Source organism: Lyngbya sp. PCC 8106, from assembly GCF_000169095.1.
Lineage (GTDB): Bacteria > Cyanobacteriota > Cyanobacteriia > Cyanobacteriales > Microcoleaceae > Capilliphycus.
This window is the reverse complement of record NZ_AAVU01000028.1, coordinates 67,282-89,883: the sequence shown is the minus strand read 5'-3', so window position 1 is coordinate 89,883 and position 22,602 is coordinate 67,282. Positions and strand designations below refer to the sequence as shown.

At 39.9% G+C, this 22,602-nt stretch carries 21 protein-coding genes; 13 read left to right on the top strand and 8 right to left on the bottom strand.

Annotated elements, in window-relative coordinates; translation table 11 throughout:
- Positions 1-720, top strand: a 720-nt coding sequence (locus tag L8106_RS18435) for a hypothetical protein (protein WP_009785914.1), incomplete at its 5' end; no start/stop codon positions are given.
- Between the two features lie 121 nt (positions 721-841).
- On the opposite strand, the gene L8106_RS18430 is transcribed toward L8106_RS18435, so the two are convergent.
- A complete protein-coding gene (locus L8106_RS18430; protein ID WP_009785913.1) occupies positions 842-1,411 on the bottom strand; it encodes a Uma2 family endonuclease in 570 nt (189 codons plus the stop codon).
- A 6-nt stretch (positions 1,412-1,417) separates the two neighbouring features.
- Positions 1,418-2,797, bottom strand: a complete 1,380-nt coding sequence (locus L8106_RS18425; protein WP_009785912.1) for a class I SAM-dependent methyltransferase — start codon at positions 2,795-2,797, stop codon at positions 1,418-1,420.
- Between the two features lie 140 nt (positions 2,798-2,937).
- Between L8106_RS18425 and L8106_RS18420 the strand changes: the two genes are divergently transcribed.
- The 7 genes from L8106_RS18420 to L8106_RS18390 all read left to right on the top strand — a co-directional run bounded on the left by L8106_RS18420 (position 2,938) and on the right by L8106_RS18390 (position 8,698).
- Complete coding sequence (locus L8106_RS18420) at positions 2,938-3,918, top strand: glycosyltransferase family A protein (RefSeq protein ID WP_009785911.1); 981 nt, start codon at positions 2,938-2,940, stop codon at positions 3,916-3,918.
- Positions 3,902-4,543 carry a cyclase family protein gene (locus tag L8106_RS18415; protein WP_009785910.1) on the top strand — a complete coding sequence of 214 codons (642 nt, stop codon included), beginning with the start codon at positions 3,902-3,904 and terminating at the stop codon, positions 4,541-4,543. The genes L8106_RS18420 and L8106_RS18415 overlap by 17 nt, the downstream gene beginning before the upstream one ends.
- A 5-nt stretch (positions 4,544-4,548) precedes the next feature.
- Positions 4,549-5,220 (top strand): cytidylyltransferase domain-containing protein, encoded by a 672-nt coding sequence (locus L8106_RS18410; RefSeq protein WP_009785909.1) that lies wholly within the window; start codon positions 4,549-4,551, stop codon positions 5,218-5,220.
- Positions 5,220-6,164, top strand: coding sequence for a phosphoglycerate dehydrogenase (locus L8106_RS18405; protein ID WP_009785908.1), 945 nt, complete (start codon positions 5,220-5,222; stop codon positions 6,162-6,164). Before L8106_RS18410 ends, L8106_RS18405 begins: the two co-directional genes overlap by 1 nt.
- A gap of 62 nt (positions 6,165-6,226) precedes the next feature.
- Positions 6,227-6,853 carry a Uma2 family endonuclease gene (locus tag L8106_RS18400; protein WP_009785907.1) on the top strand — a complete coding sequence of 209 codons (627 nt, stop codon included), beginning with the start codon at positions 6,227-6,229 and terminating at the stop codon, positions 6,851-6,853.
- Between the two features lie 19 nt (positions 6,854-6,872).
- Positions 6,873-7,625 carry an SDR family NAD(P)-dependent oxidoreductase gene (locus L8106_RS18395; protein ID WP_009785906.1) on the top strand — a complete coding sequence of 251 codons (753 nt, stop codon included), beginning with the start codon at positions 6,873-6,875 and terminating at the stop codon, positions 7,623-7,625.
- 152 nt (positions 7,626-7,777) lie between these two features.
- Positions 7,778-8,698 carry a bifunctional 2-polyprenyl-6-hydroxyphenol methylase/3-demethylubiquinol 3-O-methyltransferase UbiG gene (locus L8106_RS18390; protein WP_009785905.1) on the top strand — a complete coding sequence of 307 codons (921 nt, stop codon included), beginning with the start codon at positions 7,778-7,780 and terminating at the stop codon, positions 8,696-8,698.
- Positions 8,699-8,974: 276 nt separating this feature from the next.
- Here L8106_RS18390 and L8106_RS18385 read toward each other — a convergent pair whose 3' ends face one another.
- The 3 genes from L8106_RS18385 to L8106_RS30785 form a co-directional block, all read right to left on the bottom strand.
- Complete coding sequence (locus tag L8106_RS18385) at positions 8,975-10,135, bottom strand: tetratricopeptide repeat protein (RefSeq protein ID WP_009785904.1); 1,161 nt, start codon at positions 10,133-10,135, stop codon at positions 8,975-8,977.
- Positions 10,132-11,964, bottom strand: coding sequence for an FkbM family methyltransferase (locus tag L8106_RS18380; protein ID WP_009785903.1), 1,833 nt, complete (start codon positions 11,962-11,964; stop codon positions 10,132-10,134). Before L8106_RS18380 ends, L8106_RS18385 begins: the two co-directional genes overlap by 4 nt.
- Positions 11,965-12,054: 90 nt before the next feature.
- Positions 12,055-15,390, bottom strand: a complete 3,336-nt coding sequence (locus L8106_RS30785) for a tetratricopeptide repeat protein (RefSeq protein WP_156803739.1) — start codon at positions 15,388-15,390, stop codon at positions 12,055-12,057.
- A gap of 162 nt (positions 15,391-15,552) precedes the next feature.
- Here L8106_RS30785 and L8106_RS18370 point away from each other — a divergent pair, with 162 nt between their 5' ends.
- Entirely contained in the window at positions 15,553-16,149 is a 597-nt protein-coding gene (locus tag L8106_RS18370; protein WP_009785901.1) for a Uma2 family endonuclease, read from the top strand.
- Positions 16,150-16,170: 21 nt separating this feature from the next.
- A complete protein-coding gene (locus tag L8106_RS18365; protein WP_009785900.1) occupies positions 16,171-17,955 on the top strand; it encodes a glycosyltransferase family A protein in 1,785 nt (594 codons plus the stop codon).
- Positions 17,956-18,006: 51 nt separating this feature from the next.
- Here the strand turns inward: L8106_RS18365 and L8106_RS18360 are convergent, their stop codons facing one another.
- Together L8106_RS18360 and L8106_RS18355 are read right to left on the bottom strand one after the other, a co-directional pair.
- A complete protein-coding gene (locus tag L8106_RS18360) occupies positions 18,007-18,522 on the bottom strand; it encodes a hypothetical protein (protein ID WP_009785899.1) in 516 nt (171 codons plus the stop codon).
- 208 nt (positions 18,523-18,730) lie between these two features.
- Positions 18,731-19,210, bottom strand: a complete 480-nt coding sequence (locus L8106_RS18355) for a CYTH domain-containing protein (protein WP_009785898.1) — start codon at positions 19,208-19,210, stop codon at positions 18,731-18,733.
- Between the two features lie 161 nt (positions 19,211-19,371).
- Here L8106_RS18355 and L8106_RS18350 point away from each other — a divergent pair, with 161 nt between their 5' ends.
- Entirely contained in the window at positions 19,372-20,193 is an 822-nt protein-coding gene (locus L8106_RS18350) for an endonuclease/exonuclease/phosphatase family protein (protein WP_009785897.1), read from the top strand.
- 51 nt (positions 20,194-20,244) lie between these two features.
- Entirely contained in the window at positions 20,245-20,727 is a 483-nt protein-coding gene (locus L8106_RS18345) for a gluconokinase (protein ID WP_009785896.1), read from the top strand.
- 443 nt (positions 20,728-21,170) lie between these two features.
- Here L8106_RS18345 and L8106_RS18340 read toward each other — a convergent pair whose 3' ends face one another.
- Positions 21,171-22,148 carry a carbohydrate kinase gene (locus tag L8106_RS18340; protein WP_009785895.1) on the bottom strand — a complete coding sequence of 326 codons (978 nt, stop codon included), beginning with the start codon at positions 22,146-22,148 and terminating at the stop codon, positions 21,171-21,173.
- Between the two features lie 150 nt (positions 22,149-22,298).
- On the opposite strand from L8106_RS18340, the gene L8106_RS18335 reads away from it, so the two are divergent.
- The gene (locus L8106_RS18335; protein ID WP_009785894.1) at positions 22,299-22,601 is read left to right on the top strand and encodes a response regulator transcription factor; all 303 of its coding nucleotides are present in this window, start codon (positions 22,299-22,301) and stop codon (positions 22,599-22,601) included.
- The last annotated feature ends 1 nt before the right edge of the window (position 22,602 follow it).

Below are 22,602 nucleotides of genomic sequence, written 5' to 3'. Positions count from 1 at the left end.
TTTTTGAGTACGATGACTATCCAGAAGACCCAAAATACTCAAAATCTTATTACTACAGAGAAAGACAAACAGACGAGTGGTTCAGGAAAACCTACAGCAGCTATCAAGCCTGGGTTAAAAGACGCAAGGAACAAGACGAGTACGCCAGAAGGCAAGTCGAAGAACTCGGGGTACCCTTTTGATGAAACCAGTCGCCGGGTTTTAGGTAGAAGACCTCGCTTTGAGAAGGATTATCAAAAGGATTTGACTTTCTATCTGGCTAAGGCTTGTGAATATTTACCCTGGCGTTTTTATGTGGAGTTTGAGGTAAATTGTCTGGGTCAGCAGCGTTTTATTGACCTGGTTGTTAGAACCCAAAGCCCCCAACATATTTTGATGGAGTTGAAAAAAGGGACGGTAACTGTTGAGATTATTAATGAGATTTTGGATAGACAATATGTGGAGGGATACAAGCAACGCACTAAGAATGGTAAATATCCTTTGCTTTATATAATTGGTAAGGAGTTTTCCCCGGAAGCTGAAGAATATGGTAAGTCTGTTAGCCAAAAGTTGAAGGTGCAGTTTAAAAGATGTAAGTATAAGCCTCAAGTTCTGGTCAGGAATTATGAACAATTAATGGAGTTTTTCGACTCTCGGTTGATGGGAACTGATATCGGTGGTTTTGAGTTGAACCGGGTGAGGCGGGATGTTCCTTTGTTGTATGAATCGAATTTGAGTTAGGGGGCTGTTACATAACACAAATACTCATTTTTGTCAAGTTTTGGCGGGGATTGGAGTTCGGAGACGTTTCGCGATCGCAGTTTGAGAGATAATAATATTCGGTTTTAACGTGGGGAAAAATTTACTCAAAACGCAACCAACTAAACATTTCTTTTGCTGACAATTGTAAGTCTTGAAGTGTCTCTAAGGGGGGTAAAATTTCTTCGCCTAATTTAATGTCTGGAAATAAATTGGGTTGAAATATCATGACTGACTCATCTGTCGGATCGATTAACCATCCGAGTTGGGTGCCTTGATTAATACAAAAAATGATTTTCCGGATGACTTGATTGGCAGACTGTTCGGGAGATAATATTTCTATTACCCAATCTGGATGAACTTCAAAACGATTGGCAATTTTTCCCTGTTCGGTTTTGGGAATGCGATCCCAAGTGAAAATGCTGATGTCTGGTACAACAGAACGTCCTCCAAAAGTACACCGTAACTCGGGAAAAGCATGAGCTAACTTTTTGGGTAAAACAACCTGATTAATAACTGTTCCTAAACGGATTTGTAGGGTACTATGTTCTCCTTGAGGTATTGGCTTTTGCTCTATTTTTCCATCAATGTATTCGCTGGCGGGTTCGGTTTCGGGAAGCTCTAAAAATTCTTCCAGGGTGATTTGGGGTTGAACTTGAGTAAAACTAACCATTTGGGGTCATTTTGATGTTGGACGTTCTGAAACTTCCTGATGCAACTTGATAATTTCTGCTAACTTGCGCTGAAACAGAGGAAACTCGGGATTGAGTTCTGAAGCTTTTTGATAATGTTTGATAGCTTCTTCTAGACTTCCTTTTTGAACTAAAGCGTCTGCTAGTTTATAGTTAAATGAAGCTGTTCTTGGTTTTAATTCAATAGCTTTTCGGTAAGCTGCTATTGCTTCATCTATCTTACCTTTTTTTGTTAAGATTTCTGCCAAATTGTAGTAAGGCAATGCTGAATTTTGATTAAATTGAGTTACTTTACGGTAGGCTATTTCAGCTTCTTTAAGCCTACCTTCTTTAAAATATTTTATACCTTCCTGAAAATAACTAATATATTTTTGGTGATACATTTGTCTTTCTTCATCTCTATTAAATCGTGTTAATAAGTTTTGACTGAATGTATTCATTTGTTTGTATAATTTATATCCTAAAATTGAATAACTATTAGATAAGCTATCCATTTTTTTAAAAAATTCTTTTATTCTATTGTCGGCTTGAATGTCGATTCCTTTAAGGTGGCAATCATACATCATATAAGTTATATTAAGTAATTCTGGGGCTAGTTTTGCTAAGAAGTGAGGATGTATTTTGTGTTCATTCTCAAAAATATCTCGACTTCGTTCTGTCGGTGGCAGCATAAATTTTAAATCATTTTTTATATCTCTAACTAACACATTAATACCATTCCACCATCCTTTTCTTACACTATAATTTTCTTCTGAAGACATATGATTTGGATGGCATCGTGTATAAGCATCAAACAATAACTTATACTCAGGATGAGTTACTAAAAAATCTCGATTAGCTTGTCTAACGTGCTGATAATTGCAATCATCTACTACAATGACTGCATTCTCATGTAAATAAGGTAGGATCAGCTCTAGACACATTAACTGACTACGATAATCATGAGGCCCATCAACAAAATAAACTCCGACTTTACTTTTTCCTATATATTTAGGTAGTTTTTCCAAGGCATCTTCGTAATCTTCGTTGATTAATTCGATATTTTTAATAGACAGTTTATTTTGACGTTCTTTGATAATTGAATAGTTTTCTTTTTTGGGGTCGAATTGGGCAAAATTATCAATGCCATAGCACTTTATGTCAGGACAGCTCAATGCAGTTGATAGAAGTGTTAACCCTTGAAAAACCCCAATTTCTAAATAGCAAGTATCTTTCTCTGCTGCAAATAAACAACATAATCTTTGTAGAGTACCAATAATTTTATCTCCTGACAAGCCAGACAAAATTTCTGGATCAAGCTTTTTTAAGACCCCATTTGACTCGGTTTCACTTATGGCAGCTATTAACTGATCAATTTTTATCGACATGACAAAATATTTCTAAATAGAAGTATAGGTTGAGTTGGGTTGCTCGGTATCTTGGAAATTTTGGGAACTCCAAAAGATTTAACTAAGTCTCAAAGAGATGCTAGTGTTATTGGGAAAACTTTAATTTACTAAATTTAACCATGATTAAGTGTTCTATCGTAATTAGATGCTTCAATGAGGAACAGCACATTGGTCGGTTACTCAGTGGTATCCTTCAGCAAACTGTTAAGGATGTAGAGATCATTGTAGTAGACTCTGGCTCAACTGATGCAACCGTTTCCATCGCTTCTCGCTACCCGGTCAAAATTTTATCGATCTCGCCCCAAGAGTTTTCCTTTGGAGGAGCGCTAAACATAGGCTGTCGTGCTGCTACCGGGGATGTGATTGTGATTGCGAGCGCCCATGTATACCCACTATACAAGGATTGGCTAGAGCAATTACTGAGTCCGTTCTCAGACCCTAATGTTGCCCTAGTCTATGGTAAACAACGAGGTAATGAGGTAACAAAGTATGCGGAGCATCAAGTTTTTGCCAAGTGGTTTCCCAATCAGTCTAACTTCTACCAAGACCATCCCTTCTGCAACAATGCCAATGCAGCAATTCGCCGCTCTGTATGGGAACGTTTACCCTATAATAAGTTACTGACTGGACTAGAAGATTTGGACTGGGCGAAACGAGCGATGGAGCTAGGTTATAGAATGGCCTATACTGCTGAAGCTGAAATTGTCCACGTTCACGATGAGGTTCCCAGTAAGCTCTTTAACCGCTATCGACGGGAAGCGATCGCTCTTAAGACAATTTTTCCTCAAGAGCAATTTCGTCTGATGGACTTTGCTCGGTTATTTACCGCTAACGTGCTAAGTGACTGTTATCATGCTTGGCATGATGGAATCATTGGGGACAAGCTCAGAGAAATTATTGTTTTCCGTTTTATGCAGTTCTGGGGAACATATCGGGGGTTTAGACAGCAAGGACAAATTACAAGCCAGCTTAAGCAGACATTTTACTATCCAAACGGTTTGAGTCGTGTCCAGATGTTTACAGAGTCTAAAGAAAGTTGCGATCGCCTAATCGACTATACCACTCAGCAAAAGGAGAAGCAGGTTGCAGAAAATTATTGATATTTCAGTGGGTTTACAGCCTCAAATCCCTGTTTGGCCTGGAAGTGAGGGGTTTAACCTCTTTCAAACGATGCGTTTGGATAACGGAGATGAAGCCAATGTTTCCAAGCTAGAAACCGATGTTCATGTGGGGACTCATGTGGATGCTCCTTGGCACTTTGTTACCGATGGTTCTACAGTGGAACAATTGTCCTTGGATGTTCTCATTGGGGTAACAACGGTTGTCCATTTACCGAATATTACCTCTGTTACCGCAACAGATTTAGAATCTTTGGCGTTGCCTGAAAATACAACACGGTTGCTGTTGCATACCCGCAACTCAAAACTCTGGGAGAATGGGGTGAGTGAGTTTCAGAAAGACTTTGTGGCTTTAACGGCTGATGCGGCTCAGTGGGTTGTCGATCGCGGTATTCGCCTAATTGGGGTAGACTATTTATCGGTGCAACGTTTCTATGATAGTCCCTTAACCCATGAAATCTTGCTCAAAGCAGGGGTGATTATTGTGGAAGGACTGAACTTGACAAATGTGCTACCAGGAGTCTACCAACTCATCTGTTTACCGTTAAAATTAGTAGGCTCGGATGGCGCTCCAGCGAGAGCGGTGTTAATGTCAATCGAGGAGTAAAGGGAATGGCTAAAATTGTTGCTTTGGTTCCCATGCGTCACAGTAGCGAGCGGGTTCCAGGCAAAAATTATCGGAGTTTTGCAGGTTCGCCATTATATCATTACATTGTCAAAAATCTGTTGGCTTGTTCCTTGATTACAGAGGTCGTAATCGATACTGACAGTCCGAAGATTCAAGAGGATGCAGCAAAATATTTTCCTCAAGTGAAGTTACTGGAGCGTCCCGAACATTTGAGAGCCGGAACTGTTCCGATGAATGATGTTTTACTTAATGCTGTGGGTCAAATCGATGCAGATTTTTATTTACAAACTCATAGTACAAACCCTTTATTAAAAGCTGAAACGATTACTCAAGCTGTACAGTCTTTTTTAGATAACTATCCAATGTATGATTCTTTGTTTGGAGTCACTCGCCTACAAACTAGGCTATGGGATAGTTTAGCAAGAGCAGTAAATCATAATCCAGCAATTTTATTAAGGACTCAAGATTTACCTCCTATTTACGAAGAAAATTCTTGTTTATACATTTTTACTCGTGAGATTTTAGAATCACAACATAATCGGATTGGAACTCGTCCATTTTTGTTTGAAATAGAACGGTTAGAAGCGGTGGATATTGATGAAGAACTTGATTTTAAAATCGCAGAATTTCTATACGAAGAACGGGAGAAGGTTTAATGGTTTATAAAGTTTTAGTTACTTGTCCTCATTTGCAAAAAACGATAGATATTTATCGAGAACGATTAGTTGAAAAAGGGATTGAGTTAGAAGTTCCCTCTGTAGTTCAACAGTTGAGTGAAGCTGAACTTTTAGAGATTATTGACCGTTTTGATGGAGTAATTGCGGGAGATGATCCGTTTACGGCTAAAGTTTTGGAGAAGGGAAAACGGTTAAAAATTGTGGCAAAGTGGGGGATTGGTGTTGATGGGATTGATCGAGATGCAGCAAACCGATTAGGTATCCTGGTCAAGAATACACCGGATGTCTTTTCCGATGAAGTGGCTGATGTGGCATTGGGCTATATTATTCTTTTAGCAAGACACTTACATAAATTGGATCAGTCTGTGCGATCGGGAGGATGGCTGCAAATTCCGGGGATGACCCTACGGGGTAAAACCTTGGGTGTGATCGGTGTGGGGAGTATTGGACGGGGAATTGTTAAACGGGGTGTGGCAGTGGGAATGTCGGTGCTGGGTTATGATATTAGGTCAATTCCTGATGCTGTTCAGGCTGAATTCGGGGTTAAATCTGTTAGCTTTGAGGAACTGTTGCAGCAGTCTGATTTTATTGCTCTTTCTTGCAATTTGACCCCAGAAAACCATCACTTATTGAGTCATCAGCAGTTTGAGTTGATGAAACCTGGGGTGCGTTTGGTGAATGTCGCCAGGGGACCGTTAATTGATGAAACAGCTTTGGTTGCGGCTTTAAAGTTGGGGAAAGTAGCGGGGGCGGCTTTAGATGTGTTTGAAGTCGAACCGTTACCGATGGATAGTCCTCTGCGTCAGTTTGATCAATGTATTTTTGGGACTCATAATAGTTCTCATACCAAAGAAGCTGTTTTACGAGTGAATGAGTTGGCGATCGCTAATTTGTTACAAGGTTTGGGGGTAGAAGGGTTATAAAGAGAATCCGATCATCAAACCTGTCCAGATGGCTGTATGAGCAATGAAAGCGGAGGTTAGATATGTTGACCCAGACAGAAGAACAGAAAATTTCATTGACTTTAGAGGAGTTTCTGGATTGGTATCCGGATGGTTATGAGGGTCGATTTGAATTGCATGATGGGGCGATCGTTAAAATGCAGCCAACTGGAACTCACGAAAAAGTAGCTGGTTTTCTGGCTTTGGAACTGGGTGTAGAAATTAAACGTTTGAATTTGCCATTTTTTATCCCTCGCCAAGGACTAATTAAAGCCATAGATTCTGATAAGTCGGCTTATATTCCCGACGTTATGGTATTAGATGATAATGCCATGGAAAACGAGCCAATGTGGAACAAGCGTTCTACTATTACTCAAGGTACGAGTATTAAATTAGCAGTAGAAGTAGTCAGTACCAATTGGCAAGATGATTATTTAACTAAGCTGGCAGAATATGAAAAATTAGGGATAGGCGAGTATTGGATCGTCGATTACTTGGGTTTGGGAGGTCGGCGTTATATTGGAGATCCGAAGCAACCGACCATTTCGATTTATGATTGGGTTGATGGGGAATATAGGGTCAACTTATTTAGAGGTCAAGATATTCTGCGATCGCCAACTTTCCCAGAGTTAAACTTGACGGCAGAACAGATATTTACAGTGGGGCAGTAGTTATAATAGCGTCTAAGCCATGAAACAAGTTGTTTTAATTACTGGGGTTTTAGGGGGAATCGGTTCGGCGACTGCTGAGTTATTCCACAATAATGGCTGGTCTGTGGTCGGGGTGGACTGTGGTGAGGTGTCGGATCAGGTGGGGGGGGTTGACTTTTATATCCGGGCTGATGTATCTGATCCGTTGGCTTGGGAATCTATTGCTAATCAGCTTTCGGGACGGATTGAAAATCTAAATGCGATCGTGAATAATGCTGCTATTCAGGTTTGCAAACCTCTAGTGGAAACGACACCCGAGGAGTGGGATCGGGTGATGGCGGTGAATGTGCGATCGGTTTATTTAGCGGTGCGTCAGCTTTATCCTTTTATGCAACAGCAGGGAGGTGCAATTGTGAATGTGAGTTCTGTACACGCGATCGCAACTTCTGCTAATATTGCTGCTTATGCTGCTAGTAAAGGAGCAATGCTGGCTTTGACAAGGGCGTTGGCTATTGAGTTGGCTGGTGATCAGATTCGGGTCAATGCGGTTTTGCCGGGTGCGGTGGAGACCCCGATGTTGTATGCTGGGCTGAGTCGCGGCCATTTGCAGGGAGAGGGCGTAGCTGAGTTGGTGGAACAATTGGGGTCTAAGCACGTCATCGGTCGAGTGGGTCAACCTGGGGAGATTGCCGAGGCGATTTATTTTTTGGCGGATGGGGGGCGATCAGGTTTTATGACGGGTCAGAGTTTGGTTGTTGATGGTGGGGCTACGGCGAGGTTGAGTACGGAGTGAAGAGCTTTTAGTATGAATCTTAACACATTCCCCGTTATCATTTTTTGTGTTGGGGAAGTTCAGATATAGGAAAGATGCTAGAATAGTTCTAAACTGGAGAATGATAAACCCTTCGTGACTAAGCTATTTGCATATTTGCAAGGAATTTTTTTATGCCAACCAATGATAAGCAAAATATTGAGAACCTTAAAAAACAAAGATGGTTTAATTCTATTGATTTTGGAGATTTTGAAGTAATTGGACGCGAGGGAGAATATTTTAAATACCCGAATATTAGTCTTTACTCTAGCATGTACTTGTTGAATACAATTGATTTTCGTGGCATGAGATGCTTAGAAATAGGACCGGGAAGTGGTCTAATTTCCATTGGTTTAGCTAAATTAGGTGCTGATTATGTAGCCGCTGTTGATGGGCATGATGTTCCAACATGTCGAGCAGCCATTGAGGTTTCTGGTCAAAAAGTTGACTATTTTACATTTGGTTTAGAAGGTATTAAAAATAGAAGTCGATGGATAAATTCATTTGATTTCGTTTTTTCTGCGGGTCTTATGTACCACTTAATAAATCCGTTTTTACTTGTTGAAATAGCAAAAATGGTACTAAAAGAAAAAGGATTATTTTTACTTCAGTCGATGATTGTTAAAAATGATAACCGAGCAGGGATGTATTTAAATACAAGAATCAATATTAATGGCGATAAAACAACTTTTTTTGTCCCAAGTGTCGAAGCAATGAGAGGTTTAATGAATCTTGGGTTGTTTTCACGATTGGGCGAGTGCATTTGTCAACAAGAACCAGGTTTTTATGCAATTCTTGGCCAGTCTGTGACAAGAACAAGCGATTTGAATAATTTGAAAAGCCATGAGGCGAAATATCTTGGCTTTTTTCAAGATCAACCAAATTATCCTTATGGTGGTTATGATTATGCCGCCTTTACTAGAAAGACTCTTGAGTCAGGTATTAATAGTGTATTGGAAAAGCAGGTTAATACAGAATTTTATACATTAGATCTAAATGAACAAGAGCCACCAATTTTTCCGTATCAACCCAGACCACGATCCATATCAACATAGACCACGAATGGATTAAAGCCTCTGCGTTGTAGCAGGGCTGTTGCATTCTTAAGAAAAACAGAGCAAATAGAAGCAAAATAAGATTAAATACAATAAAGATAGGATATACGTCAGATTATGACTGATTGAAATGAATCAAAGCCATTTTTTTCTCAAACCCTTACACACACCACTTTCTAAACTTATTCAGCAAGCCCCATGTATTCCTGAACTTCCCCCTTCTTTTTCCTCTTCTGAGATTTGATGATAAGCAGAAAAACTGGTGGTATCACTTCATTATTGGAGATTTTGCAATATATCTCGTTCTTTAGTAGCATCCTTTGGCAATGATTCGCAAACGCAACCTATATATTGCATTACAGCTACTTTATTAATCTTTAGTCCTTTTTGAAGCCAATCTATGGCTTCATCTACTTTTCCATGACAAGCCAATGAGTGAGCGAGGGGTCCATACGCATCATCCATTAGATAAGCACTATTGAGTGCATCCGTGAGAATTTTAGGAATGCGTTCATCTACACAGTTTTGCTCGTACCAAAGGAGTCCAAGAGTACGCTTGGCACCTGCTTGCCAAGGAAACCTTTCAATAATTGCTGTTAACAAGTTTTCAGCAAACTGAAAATCTTTATCAATATAAATATTATAAAACAGACTCTCAAGAATACCCTGTATTTTCGAGCCTTTCAAATACTGCTGAAGCGTTGGATAACTCCTGTACCCATTTTGAAGTTTTTCTAAATAAGATTCAAATGAACCGTCAGTGACTGAATTGATGAGAAGTTGAAACCTATCTAACCTGTGGAAGTAAAGCGGAATATTGTGACATGACAAAGGAACAAGAGTTAAACTCTCTAGAGACGATTTTATTCTCGTTGCATGATATATGTCATACAGATTTTCCGCACCAACCAATAAATGCAACTTGGATATTGTATAATTGAGTTGAGCGATATCAAAAAATGTATGTTTTTGATGTGCAGACTTAAATCTGGGATACCCCCTAGCATGAAACGTCTGCGGACAAAGTGCTACGACCTGATGAGGAGACAATTTAGAAGCATAAAGTAATGCTCCATATCCTCCCATTGAGGAACCAAAAAAAGTAACATACGAATAATCAGCTTGAAGGGCTTCTAGAATCTTGACGAATTCGCTCCTAGAATATTTAACCATTTCGTGCGTCTCAGTCAAAGACTCTATAGAAAGCGCATTTATATCCAAATCCAAGTTTTCCACTTTTTCTATATACCAAAGGTTCAGTGGATCTCGAACCAAAAGGATGTCAGAATTCTCTGAGGAAGCAGAAAAATAATTATAATATGTAAAGCTTCCACTCCCAACTTGATGGGTCAAGAGGTAGCTAGAAAATACAACAGTAAGCCTCTTAGACTGCCTATGCTCTTTCTTAGAAATGCGATATGGTAAAAGTTCTATCATATTTGCCCAAATTCAGCTAATGCTTGGAACACACAGGGATATTTTCTTTTGTACGACACTACACTTGAAAGAAATTTAGCTCTTTTCTTCGCAAAAGTAGAAAACCTGATCGTGGCAAAAGTGCTATATATTTCATCTAGCATACCTAGGTCTTCGTGCATCATAGCCTTTGAAACAGCTAAGGCACCCATCATAGCCTCTGGCATTCCTGAAAATATCTTAGCCCATACCATTTCTAGGTCATGCGGTTTTTCTTTAAAGTTGTTGATTTCAAAATCTAGCATTAAAGAAGAAAACATACTGTTTCGCTTAAATACAGCCATTGATGAATTGATAACAACAGCATCAAGATTAATGTATGGCTTTAAGATTCCCAGAGTAAACGGAATTGAATATGATGGTGAATGAAAGAAGTCTTGAAAGACAATAATAGAGTTATCCATAAGGTGAGGATGGAAGATTTTTAAACATTTGCATAGATCCTCAAACCTTTTTGGTGCATCTAAGATCAAAACCTCTATTGGACCTCCCGTCCATTTTATGTCACCCATGTCACACTTTACAACTTCGAGCAAGTCGAGATACTGTAATTGATATTGTTTAAAAAGCGGCAGAAAATCTTCACCTGGATTGAGAAACGGGGTTCCCGAAATAGTTTTTGAGTGGTGTGAATTGTAAAAATCAATCCATATATAATTATCGTAACAGTATAGTTTTTGGGATTTATGTTTCTGCTTAATTCCTTCTGCAATGTATGAAGTGCTTTTCCCCAACCAAGTTCCTACTTCAACAATCTTACCACTACCTGTGTAAAGTTCTGATGCCAGGTGGTACAAATATCTACACTCTTGAGGCGAAATCATTCCAGGAACTTCTGGTACGCTGGAAGGTACTAATACATTCTCGAAATCACTTATAATAATGGACTTAGGAATAATCTCTTCCTTTCCAGTAAAATATTTAAAACCGTCCTGATTTATTTTTTCGGTCTGAACCTCATCTGGCGTAAATTCTAAATTTAGAACCCTACAGATTAAGCGAGCCATCTTTTGAGGGTTTGCACAAAAATCGCTAATCCAGTGGTTTTTGGAGCATACAAGTATCGTATAGCAATCAGACTTAAACCCCATATTTAGAGTTTTGATCGTTATAGGAATACCAGACAAAGTATAGCATTGATAACCACAGCGATCTAACACTTCAAAAAACTCTCTTTCACGTTGTTTGACATAATAGATGCTTAACTCAAGAGCAACTAGCGGTTTATACTTGCTTAAAAGCTTGATTGCACCCTTCAAGATGTCAATTTCGGCTCCTTCTGCATCAATCTTTATAAATCTTAAGACCCGCTTATCGATCTGAGGAAGTAAATGCTCATCAAGAGTTACGCTAGTAACTTCCATCGTGTCAGCAGCAGAAAAGTTTTTTCCATAACCTTGCACAATCGTGCTTTGTCCTGGATGAGAGGTATTATTATAAAAAGTAATAGTTTCGCCGTGTTTGTTGCTAACTGCATAATTATAAACATTTATATGATGACGATTTTTCTCGATACAGCTTTCTTTTAATGAACTAGCTAAAAACTTGTTAGCTTCGTAAGAAAAAACTAAGCCTTTTGTTCCTACACTGTCAGCCATAGCAAATGTATGTAGTCCTTTATGGGCACCAATATCTATGCAAACATTCCCCTGTTTGAGCATCCAAACACGATAAATTTCTCTTATACAAGTTTCCTGGATACCACCGAACTTTTTTTCATCCCTGGTTTTTAGTGCCGAGAATTGTGCCTCAATCGCCTGCTGAACTTTTGTTAGTTTGAGTTGAGTCATAATGATTAGCGAGTAATAAAGATTAGAGAGGAGTTAGCAAAGACTAATGAGTAGAATTAAGTCGTAAAAAAATAATCTGTTGACAACACATCATATCTCTGAATTGCCTAGCTGAGAACGGTAAGGACTTAATCCCTCAGTTTTTAAACTAGACAGTTTTTTGATAGCAAAGGACAAGCTAGCTTTCTTGAAGCACTCAAGCTTTGTGACGGGTGAGCAATTGTAAATCTCCGCTTTAATTCCAAGACATTCTAGCGTTTGAGAGAGGTTGTTCCAAGATGGAATCTGCGACTTTGTTAGGTTTGGCCGATTAAACTTATCCCCTTTCTGCTGGTAGTCCGCAAACCAGTAGTTAGGATTACGATCTGGGGTCTTTTCCATGACTAACTTCTGAAAGTGCTTATCTTTTTTAGCGCCATCAACTACTTCTGTATAGTTTTGATCCACACCTAGCATGATGAATTTCCGATATCCTAAAAGAAGAGCAACTTGAATAACATTAGGACCTGAAGTTCGCATATCTATAAACCGTTCAAATGATACTGAAAGAATATCTGTCCTCTTTTTTTCTTCTGGAGTTCTATATTGGAACCTGATTCTTTGAAACTTCGGCGAAGACAATATATCTTGCTCTGTAAAAATTTCATTTCCTTCATCGTTAAAATTGATGAAGAAAAACCGTTCAATAGGGGAATCTCTAATCAGTTTTTTGAAATTCTCGGCATGATGTCCACAAACAAGAGAATCAAAACAACCTAGATACTTGGGCCAGAAATTGATCTTGTCATAAGCTCGGTATGCTGCGTTCATACCAAAGGTATCGAAACTGCTTAAAGAGTGAAGATCGACATCTGCCAAAGATGGCCCATTGCCTAGTAAAATAAAGATATCATCTTTTAAATTAGTGCTGTGGTTAAGAAGGCGGCCGGCATACTTATGTTGATCGTTCTTGGCGAGCGATCCTCGGTGAAGGAGAACAAGAGACGATTTTGCTTGTTTTGGGGCAGGAAATCCAATACCATGATAAAGCTTTTGGTCTAGATAGACCTCCTTTGAAATATCTAGATACTTCTCAATAAGAACAGAATCATTTTCCAAGACAGAAGAGTCAACATCATTGTTTCCATACTCAACCACAAACTGCTTCACTGAGTCTCTGAATTCTGTAAAACTGGACTCTAATATTTTTCGCATCCGAGACTTATAGGTATGAGCATCAATTGATCCAGAACCAGCAGCAATGGTAAAGTTAAAGGGTGAAGACCGCCTAATTTTGATGTTACTCAAGGCGACGAGATAAGACCATACAGCTTGTTCGTGGCGACCCAGCTTGTAGGTCAAGTCAGAATTGTTTCCATATAAAGCCTTCCAATGGTTTTGGAGAGCTTTTTCAGTGATTTTTCTGGGATCGAATAAGATGTCGGTCATACAACATAAGTCTCGATGCAGGTCGAGCATTATATCGTATTTGCTACCAATCTTAAAACCGAAAAAGTTAGCTTTAATATACGGGGTCTTGAGAAGCTGTTGTTTTGTTGGAACGGGAATCTGCAAACTACCTTGAAAAAGCTTGGGAGATAGAATGTTAGCCAAGTTATTAGAAGAGCCTTTGTAATAGATATTGACATCAGAATGATCGACAAAAAAGCAAGATTCATTCTCAATGATTGAAAAGACTAGACCTAGGCTAGATCGAATTTTTATTCCGCTATCACACCACAAAAGATTGAATGATTCGTAGCCCAGAAATTTTCGACAATGAATTATCCCTTCATGGAAGCCATAAACTTTAAAGAAATAGGTTGAAGGATCATCAAGCTTAAATCTTTGATATGGAGGATAAGAGATTAATGATTCTTCTGTCTGCCTGAAGATATGGACATTCTGTATTCTGCTTACGATATCCACCTGCCAAGGCTCTAACCCAAAGTCAAAGATTAGAATATGGTCAACAATATGGGCATTTGTTTTCAGTAGACTATCAAGAAATAGTAGAAGGCTACTAAAGTATTTAAAATTGCAGGCTGTCAATACAATATTCTTACCTGTAATTTCATTTTTTTCTCGCTCAAGTGATTGGCTGATCAAGGAGACCTGATTGCGATAGTATTCGTTTAATAAATCAGGAAAATTTGAGGTCTTCAGGGCTTTTTTATAAGCATCCAAGGCAGCGGTATACAGATTAATTATTGCTATATTTTCTGGACTTTTGTATTGGACTGATTTTTCGGATATACCCTGAAAAATTAATCTATAATCTTGCTTGTGAAAAACTTGACATCGACCATTAGCAGTCGCATCGATAATTTTTCTCTCACTTTCCTCAAATACTTGCCTAGCAACTTTATAGCTTTTCTCAGAATTTTCCAAATCAGGTAACTGCCATTTTAATCCTTTACCGAAATAACGAGGATCAAAATGATTGGGATCATCTCCATCAGAAACGATCGCATTGTGTGGAGTTCCCTGGGTAACAAAATGATGATCCACCCCGATCAAAACAACCTCACTAAACCCCATATAATAAGCCAACTGCATGGCTACATACGTCACCGTACAGCCTTCATTTAATCCCAAATCGGGGTGCTTACTAAAATGCTCACCTGGTGGGGGGGATGTCTTTACAAAAATCAAATCATCGGTGGGGCTAAAATAAGACATCCCCTGATTCCCAATAAACTTGGGACAAGATATCTTGCGAATCTCATTAACACTTTGTTCAATCACAAAGGGATTAACAGCTACATAATAAGTGGGTGAAAACTCCCAACGTTCAAACCCTAAAAAAATCTTGTTGGTTCCGAAACAAATCTCATGCTTCAGAAATGACAAATCCATCTCATTCAAACTGGGGCCATTACCAATAATCACACAGCGATCGCCCAAATGCTTGTTATGGAACTGCCGTATTTTTTCTTGAGACCTTTGTAGCATAGCTGAGGTTGTTGCTGGCAGGGCAGTTTCCAGCGTGGAACCCCTTGCACCCTTAGCTGAAGATGAAGATCGACCTACCGTTAACAACAACTCAGCTAACCTCTCCTTGACCTCATTCCAAGCAGGATTAAACTGAAGTGCTTGACGATAAGCCGCGATCGCCTCTTCCGTCCTCCCCTGCTGTTCCAACACCTCACCCAAATTAAAATGAGACCAAGCCGCCGAAGGGTTCAACGCCACCGCCTGACGAAACACCTCAACCGCCTCATCCAAGCGCCCCAACTTCCAAAGCGTTTCCCCCAAGTTGTGGTAAGACCAATAAAAATCGGGATTTTCAGCAATAGCCTGACGATAGGCGCCGACAGCCTCCTCTAGCTGACCGCTCCTTTGCAACTGGTTCGCTTCCTGAAACTTACTGACCATCACACAACCTTTCGACTGAAAACTTTCGGGTAGATGCCCAACGCAGAAAATCCTACCACGTTCCGACACCACAATTTACTCAAAACCAGAAATTTGATTCCGGCATCTCCACCCCGACGCACACCGTCCCCCAAAAGTTTCCTTCCAGTTCAAATAAAGAACCTTCGCCAAACCCATTGAACCAAAACTCTGAGGACGTGTATCGTTAAGTGTATGCTCCTGACTAAAACCATGACCGAAACCCTACTCGAAAATACCCCCATTATTCTCCAGATGCAACCGGTTTTGGAAATGACAGACGAACAATTTTTTCAATTCTGTCAACTCAACCGAGAATACCATATTGAACGGACGGCTCACGGAGAATTAATGATTATGTCGCCCACACGTTCGGAAACGGGAAACCGAAACTTGAAACTCTCCCAACAACTTGCCAACTGGACAGACGAAAATGGGACGGGAATTGGTTTCGATTCTTCCTCCGGTTTCAAGCTGCCAAATGGGGCAAATCGTTCACCGGATGCGGCTTGGATGACGTTAGAAAAATGGAATCAAATTCCCCCAGAACAACAGATAAAATTTGCTCCCGTTTGTCCAGATTTTGTTGTCGAACTTCGCCCTCCCAGCGATTCGTTACAACCTTTGCAAGATAAACTACAAGAATATATTGATAACGGTGCTTCTCTCGGATGGTTAATAGACCGGAAAAATCGCCAAGTTTACATCTATCACCCTCAAACAAAAGTTGAATGTTTAGATAATCCTAAAACTCTCAGCGGCGATCGCATTTTACCCGGATTTTTGTTAAATCTGGAAAATATTTGGTAGAAAAAAACTCAATTAAACAATATGATTGTCTCCAGTAAAATTGCGATTTATCCCCAAATTCAACCCACTTTAAAAATAACCCTATTCGCCGTTCCCAAACCCTTTATCGGTCAGATTTCCACTCTACAACGCAATGCGATCGCCAGTTGGTTGAACCTCTCGCCCCAACCGGAAATTATCTTGTTTGGAAACGATCAAGGTGTTCGGGAAGTCGCCCAAGAATTCGGGGTGAAACATATTCCTAACGTTCGTTGTACGCCTCAAGGTACGCCCCTACTCAATGATATTTTTGCCCAAGTTCACCAAATCGCCACTTACCCAATTTTAGCCTATGTTAACGCCGACATTATTCTACTAAATGATTTCCTTCCCACCGTTCAACAGGTTAGCAGCCAAGAGCCAAAATTCTTAATCTTAGGACGGCGTTGGAATCTTGATATTAATCATCCTATTAATTTTACCACCTCCGAGGTCGAAAAGCAACTTCGCGATCGCCTTCAACAAACCGCAATCTTGGGGGGAATTGGGGCGTTAGATTATTTCGTATTTCCCAAACCTTTATTCTCAAAATTACCCGAATTTGCAGTGGGAAGGGCGGGTTGGGATAACTGGATGGTGGGGGAAGCCCTCAACCAAAATTACCCCGTTATCAACGCCAGTCGGGTGATAACCGCAGTTCATCAAAACCACGACTATCTACACCTAAAAGGACAGCGACAGGAAGCCTTTCACGGGGGAGAAGCCCAACACAATAAAGCCCTCAGTCGGGGAACATTTGCGGGAAATAGTGCGGATGCAACTTGTTATTTAACGTTTCAATCCCCCTCAGAAAATCCTCGCGTCAGTTTGGTTATTATTCCCGGTTTAAACCACTCGGAAAACCTGCAAAATACTCTAGAAAGTATCGAAAATCAAACGAATAAAAATCTAGAAATTATTGTTATTAATCAGATTCACCAACCGATAAACTCAAATAATATTCGCTACATCCCTCAATCTTTTTCCAATCCCGTAGACGCTTACAATACAGGATTAAACCACGCCCAAGGAGAATTTATCCTGTTTCTGAATGAAGGTTGTCTTCTCAAACCGGATGCTATTTCTCAATATATTAACAGTTTTGAAGAACAAGCGGGTTCAGTCGAAATGGTGTTTTCTGGATGGGAAACGTCCCACACTTCTATTCAACCTTCGCCTATTCTTTCACCCGTATTAAAAGGGAGTCAAGGTTTACACGGTTTGCATATTTGGATGTTACCGAATTTATGGTTATTGTTGCATCCAAGTTCGATAATGTTTGAACGAAATTCGTTAAAACGTTGTGGAGAATTCGATACAAACCTATCGCCAACTGCTGCTATTTTGGATAGGGTTTTACATCTGTCTTCGCGAGGGTATGCGGGAATTTGTTTAGAAAATATTGGGGTTTTTTGTCCGATTTTAGAAGAAAATATTACTCAAAAAATTAACGACTGCGAACAGATTTTAAACCGCTTTTTTGAACGTCCTCATCTTCCCAACTGGATGCAACCGTTAAAACCAAAAGCCTATTACAATACTTGGGTTTGGTTGGCTTTTTTATGCTATCATAGTGGTGAATTTGAACAGATGATTGAACTGCTAAAACGTTCGCTTTCCTATAGTCCCTATTCTACAGTAGAAACTTTGTCTAATTGGATAGAAAGATTTACTCGCATTTCCCAAGAATATAACTGTCAGTTTGACCCAATTAAACTTAACAATCTCCCCCTCTGGAAACAGTTTTTAAAAACTCTCAACTCACCAGAAATTAAAATCTCTGTCTAATGTATAAAGTTCTCGCGTATAGGACTTGGGGTTTTGAGAAATTGAGAATCATCAAAATAACTCCCACTCAGACACGGTTAAAGACAACGAACTTATAGAATTCTGTTCTTTGGATTGTTTTGGCTCTACTTTAATTTTATCATACTCTTGTTGAATTTTATCTAACTCAGATTGAGTTTTTTCCAACTCCTGAGAAACCCGTTCAAATTCTGACTGAGACTGTTCAAACTGTTGTTGCTTTTCTGCTAACGCTTGGCGAGTTTCTTGTAACTCCGTGTGACATTGTTCTAAGACTTCCATCGTCTCTTTGAGTTGAGTATGAGACTGTTCTAATACTTCTTCAGTTTGCTGTAACTTAGACTTTGTTTCAGTCAACTCCTGTTGAACCGAATCCGAGGAAGACTGTTCCTGTTGTTGAATTTGATGGAGTTGAAAATGAGTCTGTTCCAACTCTCCCAACACCTCATCAAACTGCGCCTGAATGCGTTCAAGTTCCTCGCGGGTGTCGTGTAGTTCCGACTTGAGTTGTTCAAAATCTTGCTGACTAATTTGTTGTTCAGTTGTCACCGTTTTTGTTCTCCTGATTAACATTCAAACCTAGCTAATTTATGATGATACATTGATATAGCGTTTCTTAAACTGATGAGGTACAGTTTAGGGATCAAAGTCCCCCTTTTTAAGGGGGATTTAGGGGGATTGTTCGTATCTCACCGGAGCGATAACTGCTATATCCTCAGAATATTTAATAATATAAATATCTATTTCCTGCTGCAATTTAAGTTTTATTTTCCTCCCATTGACTGTAAGGATTTTTAACTAAATTGGAGTTAAAATAACGAGCATCATGGGAAACTTCTTCGGCAATCCAGTCAGGAATTTCAATCACTTGATTGGGGTCTTTTAATTCAACTTCAGCTAAAATTAAGCCTTGATTATCTCCCAAAAATTCATCAACTTCCCAAATCAAATCCCCCAGGGAAATTTTATGTCGTTTTTTTTCAATAAACGGACGATCGCATAATATTTGTAACATTTCTTCTGCATCTTCGACCGGAATCATATATTCAAACTCAGATCGAACTCGACTAGAAACAGGCCCTTTTATGGTTAAATACCCTTGATTTCCAATCAATCTAACGCGCACAGTTCGTTCTTTTTCGCTAGAAATATAGCCCTGACAATACAGTACCCCGACTCCTAGCGATCGCCAACGATCATCTTTGACCAAAAATTTACGTTCAATTTCAATTCCCATTTTTCTGCATTTAGAACTACAATAAACTCAACTCGATTTTTTCGACTTTGCTGAGTTTCCTGGCTTCAGTCCCGATTTGTTTGAATGATGCCAAATCTCCCAGACTGCGGTTAATCCTACTCTATTACAGTATCATATTTCTCACTCTTTTAAACTCTATTATGAAATCTCGATCTATCCCTCTGTTTGCTGTTCTTTTGACTCTACTGGGTGGCTGTCAGTCAGTGACTCAACTCTCGGTGATTGGCTTTAATGTTGAATCTGGAGATGCTGACCCAAATTATCTTGCAGATCAATATATTCAACCGATTCAAGGGGTTGATTTATGGGGATTTTCTGAAGTTCAAAATCAGGATTGGGTGGATCGTTTTGAAACCGCGATTGAAGTCAATAATCAAGCTGATTTTAAGTCGGTGTTAGGAACCACAGGAAAAGCGGATAAACTCGCCATTATTTACAATAGTAATCAATTTAATCTGATTAGCTTTGAGGAATTGAAACAAATTAATATTGGCGGTTCAGTCCGGGCGGCTTTAGTCGGACATTTTCAAGTCAAATCAACTCAACAAGAATTTTTATTTATGGTCAATCATTTGTATCGAACGAATGATCAAGGTCGCCATGAACAAGCCCGTTTACTGAATCGATGGGCGCAAAAACAGCAACTTCCGATGATTACAGTCGGAGATTATAACTTTGATTGGGATGTCAAAAATGGGGATTCTAAACGTGATCCAGGCTATGATTTATTAACAGAAAATCAGGTCTGGACTTGGGTTCGTCCTCAAGAAATCATTGCGACTCATTGCAGTAGTCGTTATGATACTGTATTAGATTTTGTGTTTATTTCTAGTCAAATTCAGCCGAGATCCGCTTCATCCAAAATCCTCTATCCCGAAGCCGATTATTGTCCCGATACCTCTCAAAAAAGCGATCATCGACCTGTACAAGCAACCTTGAGTTTACCCACCCTTAAACCCTAATTTCTCAGGAATGATTTATAATCAGAATAACTTGTTATTGTGTTGACAAAAATGATTATTTTAGTGATGGGCGTTTCAGGTTCAGGAAAAACAACCATCGGTGAGAAATTGGCTGAAAGTCTCAATTTTCAGTTTAGAGATGCGGATGAATTTCATCCCGATGAAAACATTAAAAAAATGGCGAATAATATTCCGCTAACCGATGAAGATCGTCAGCCTTGGCTAGAAAAAATGCAAACAGCTATTGATCAATGGTTACAACACAATCAAAATGTCGTTTTAACCTGTTCAGCTTTGAAAGAAAAATATCGTCAAATGTTGTGGCGAGATTCCGAAAAAATGGAATTAGTCTATTTGAAAGGATCATTTGAACTAATTAAAGATCGGATGCAAAAACGCCACGATCATTTTATGAAAGCGGACTTACTTAAAAGTCAATTTGAAGACTTAGAAGAACCTACTGGGGGAATTTGGGTAGATATTTCCCAGACTCCCTCAGAGATTGTACAAGAAATTCAAAAAGTTTTGAATTGAAGCGATTGACCACTCTCCAAACCCCCATTAAAAAGGGGGGCCGTTTCGTTGCCCGAAAACTTGATTTGTGGGGAGGTGGGGAGGTAGGGAGGTAGGGAGGTAGGGAGGATTTTTATTAATAAAAAGCTATTTTTCCTCGGAAAAAACTCCTCTCCCCATCACCCCCTTCGGGTTCGCCACTCCCCTCAACGCGGGGAACCCGCGCACGGGGGTGGACTCACCATCACCCTTTCACCCCATCAACCCCGGCAATTTTTAACTTAGAATGAAACAGCCCTGCATTAAAAAGGGGGGCAAGGGGGGATTCCAGAAGCGAGTAATATAGCGGTTATCGATCCGGTGAGATACGAACAATCCCCCTAAATCCCCCTTCAAAAGGGGGACTTTGATCTCTAAACCGTGCCTCATCAGCTTGAGAAACGCTATAGCAGAGGAGTTTCTCTTTAGACTGATTTCAAGAAAACCTCAACTTCATCTGCTGTCGGTTGAGCGGAAATTGCCCCTGGTTTAGTCACCGTTAAAGCCCCAACAGCACTGGCATAGGTGATCATTTTTTGAATCGTTTCTGGATCATTTAAACCGCGAATTCCATACTGATAGATTTGATGAATAAACCCCGCAACAAATCCATCACCCGCACCCGTTGTATCCTCAACATTGACTGCAAAAGCCGGAATTTTTCCCTGAAATTCTCCCAGAGAATAAGCACAGCCTTGTTGACCATCTGTAATGATCACCCCTTCAATCGAATCGAATTGAGAGTGAATAGAAATCGGATCAGTGGTATTAAAAAAGAGTTTCGCTTCTTCAGTTGAAACTTTCACAAAATCAACCTGTTTAAGCAAATCAGGAATCAAGCGTTGTGCATCGAGAGGATTTGACCAAAAAACCGGACGCCAATTAATATCAACTAAGATTTTCAGATTGTAGCGATCAGCCATTTTTAGCGCTTGAATACAGGCTTGGCGAGATTCAGGATAAGCCAGAGCGATCGTCCCTAAAACCAGAAAATCAGCATCAACAAATAAGCTTTCCGGGATTTGACTGGCTTGCAGATGGGTATCAGCGAACTCGTTTGTCGGAGGCTTTCCAAACCCTGCAAACTCCCGTTCACCGTCGTCTGAACGCAAGACAAACACCTTTCGAGTGGGGGCGGGGTATTGCTGAATTCCAGTTGTTTCAACCCCAACCTGTCGCAACAGTTGGACAAGCTGCATCCCCGCTTCATCCATTCCGACTACACCAATAAAACCCGTCGGAATTCCGAGCTTAACTAAGCCACAAGCAACATTCGCCGGAGCGCCCCCCGGATAAGCAGTCCAAGATGCAACCTGTTCAAGCGATCGCCCGGTTTGGTCCGCTAAACAATCAAATAAAATTTCACCTATACAAAGAACACGAGCAGGGTTGATCATAATCATAGAGAATTGTACTTAGAGACAAAGATCGGAGAGGGAAATCCGGGACGTTAGAAATAACAAAAATTAATTCTTACTTAACGGTTCGTTCTTAATTTATAGTTCACCTCTTAGAATTATAAATAGGTAATTATGCAGAGATAGGAAATTATTATGACGCAGAGTAAGTCTCATACCCCGGTTTCCCTTTCAGATCGGGAATTACAGGTCGTTGATCTGATAGCCACCGGGTTGACGAATCAGGAAATTGCAGAGCAGCTAGAAATCAGTAAGCGGACTGTAGACAACCACATCAGCAATATTCTCACCAAGACCGAGACAGAGAATCGAGTCGCCCTCGTGAGTTGGGCGTTGAAATCGGGTAAAGTATGTCTGGATAATTTTAACTGTTGTACTTTGCCTAAACCACTCGAACAGGCGAAAGAACAGCAGATGTCCCTGGAGTCAAGCAACTAAA

Bases quoted from the DNA above. Each gene is read 5' to 3' on its own strand.
- L8106_RS18430 (WP_009785913.1), bottom strand. From the start codon at position 1,411: ATGGTTAGTTTTACTCAAGTTCAACCCCAAATCACCCTGGAAGAATTT.
- L8106_RS18425 (WP_009785912.1), bottom strand. From the start codon at position 2,797: ATGTCGATAAAAATTGATCAGTTAATAGCTGCCATAAGTGAAACCGAG.
- L8106_RS18420 (WP_009785911.1), top strand. From the start codon at position 2,938: ATGATTAAGTGTTCTATCGTAATTAGATGCTTCAATGAGGAACAGCAC.
- L8106_RS18410 (WP_009785909.1), top strand. From the start codon at position 4,549: ATGGCTAAAATTGTTGCTTTGGTTCCCATGCGTCACAGTAGCGAGCGG.
- L8106_RS18405 (WP_009785908.1), top strand. From the start codon at position 5,220: ATGGTTTATAAAGTTTTAGTTACTTGTCCTCATTTGCAAAAAACGATA.
- L8106_RS18400 (WP_009785907.1), top strand. From the start codon at position 6,227: ATGTTGACCCAGACAGAAGAACAGAAAATTTCATTGACTTTAGAGGAG.
- L8106_RS18395 (WP_009785906.1), top strand. From the start codon at position 6,873: ATGAAACAAGTTGTTTTAATTACTGGGGTTTTAGGGGGAATCGGTTCG.
- L8106_RS18390 (WP_009785905.1), top strand. From the start codon at position 7,778: ATGCCAACCAATGATAAGCAAAATATTGAGAACCTTAAAAAACAAAGA.
- L8106_RS18385 (WP_009785904.1), bottom strand. From the start codon at position 10,135: ATGATAGAACTTTTACCATATCGCATTTCTAAGAAAGAGCATAGGCAG.
- L8106_RS18380 (WP_009785903.1), bottom strand. From the start codon at position 11,964: ATGACTCAACTCAAACTAACAAAAGTTCAGCAGGCGATTGAGGCACAA.
- L8106_RS18370 (WP_009785901.1), top strand. From the start codon at position 15,553: ATGACCGAAACCCTACTCGAAAATACCCCCATTATTCTCCAGATGCAA.
- L8106_RS18365 (WP_009785900.1), top strand. From the start codon at position 16,171: ATGATTGTCTCCAGTAAAATTGCGATTTATCCCCAAATTCAACCCACT.
- L8106_RS18355 (WP_009785898.1), bottom strand. From the start codon at position 19,210: ATGGGAATTGAAATTGAACGTAAATTTTTGGTCAAAGATGATCGTTGG.
- L8106_RS18350 (WP_009785897.1), top strand. From the start codon at position 19,372: ATGAAATCTCGATCTATCCCTCTGTTTGCTGTTCTTTTGACTCTACTG.
- L8106_RS18345 (WP_009785896.1), top strand. From the start codon at position 20,245: ATGATTATTTTAGTGATGGGCGTTTCAGGTTCAGGAAAAACAACCATC.
- L8106_RS18340 (WP_009785895.1), bottom strand. From the start codon at position 22,148: ATGATTATGATCAACCCTGCTCGTGTTCTTTGTATAGGTGAAATTTTA.
- L8106_RS18335 (WP_009785894.1), top strand. From the start codon at position 22,299: ATGACGCAGAGTAAGTCTCATACCCCGGTTTCCCTTTCAGATCGGGAA.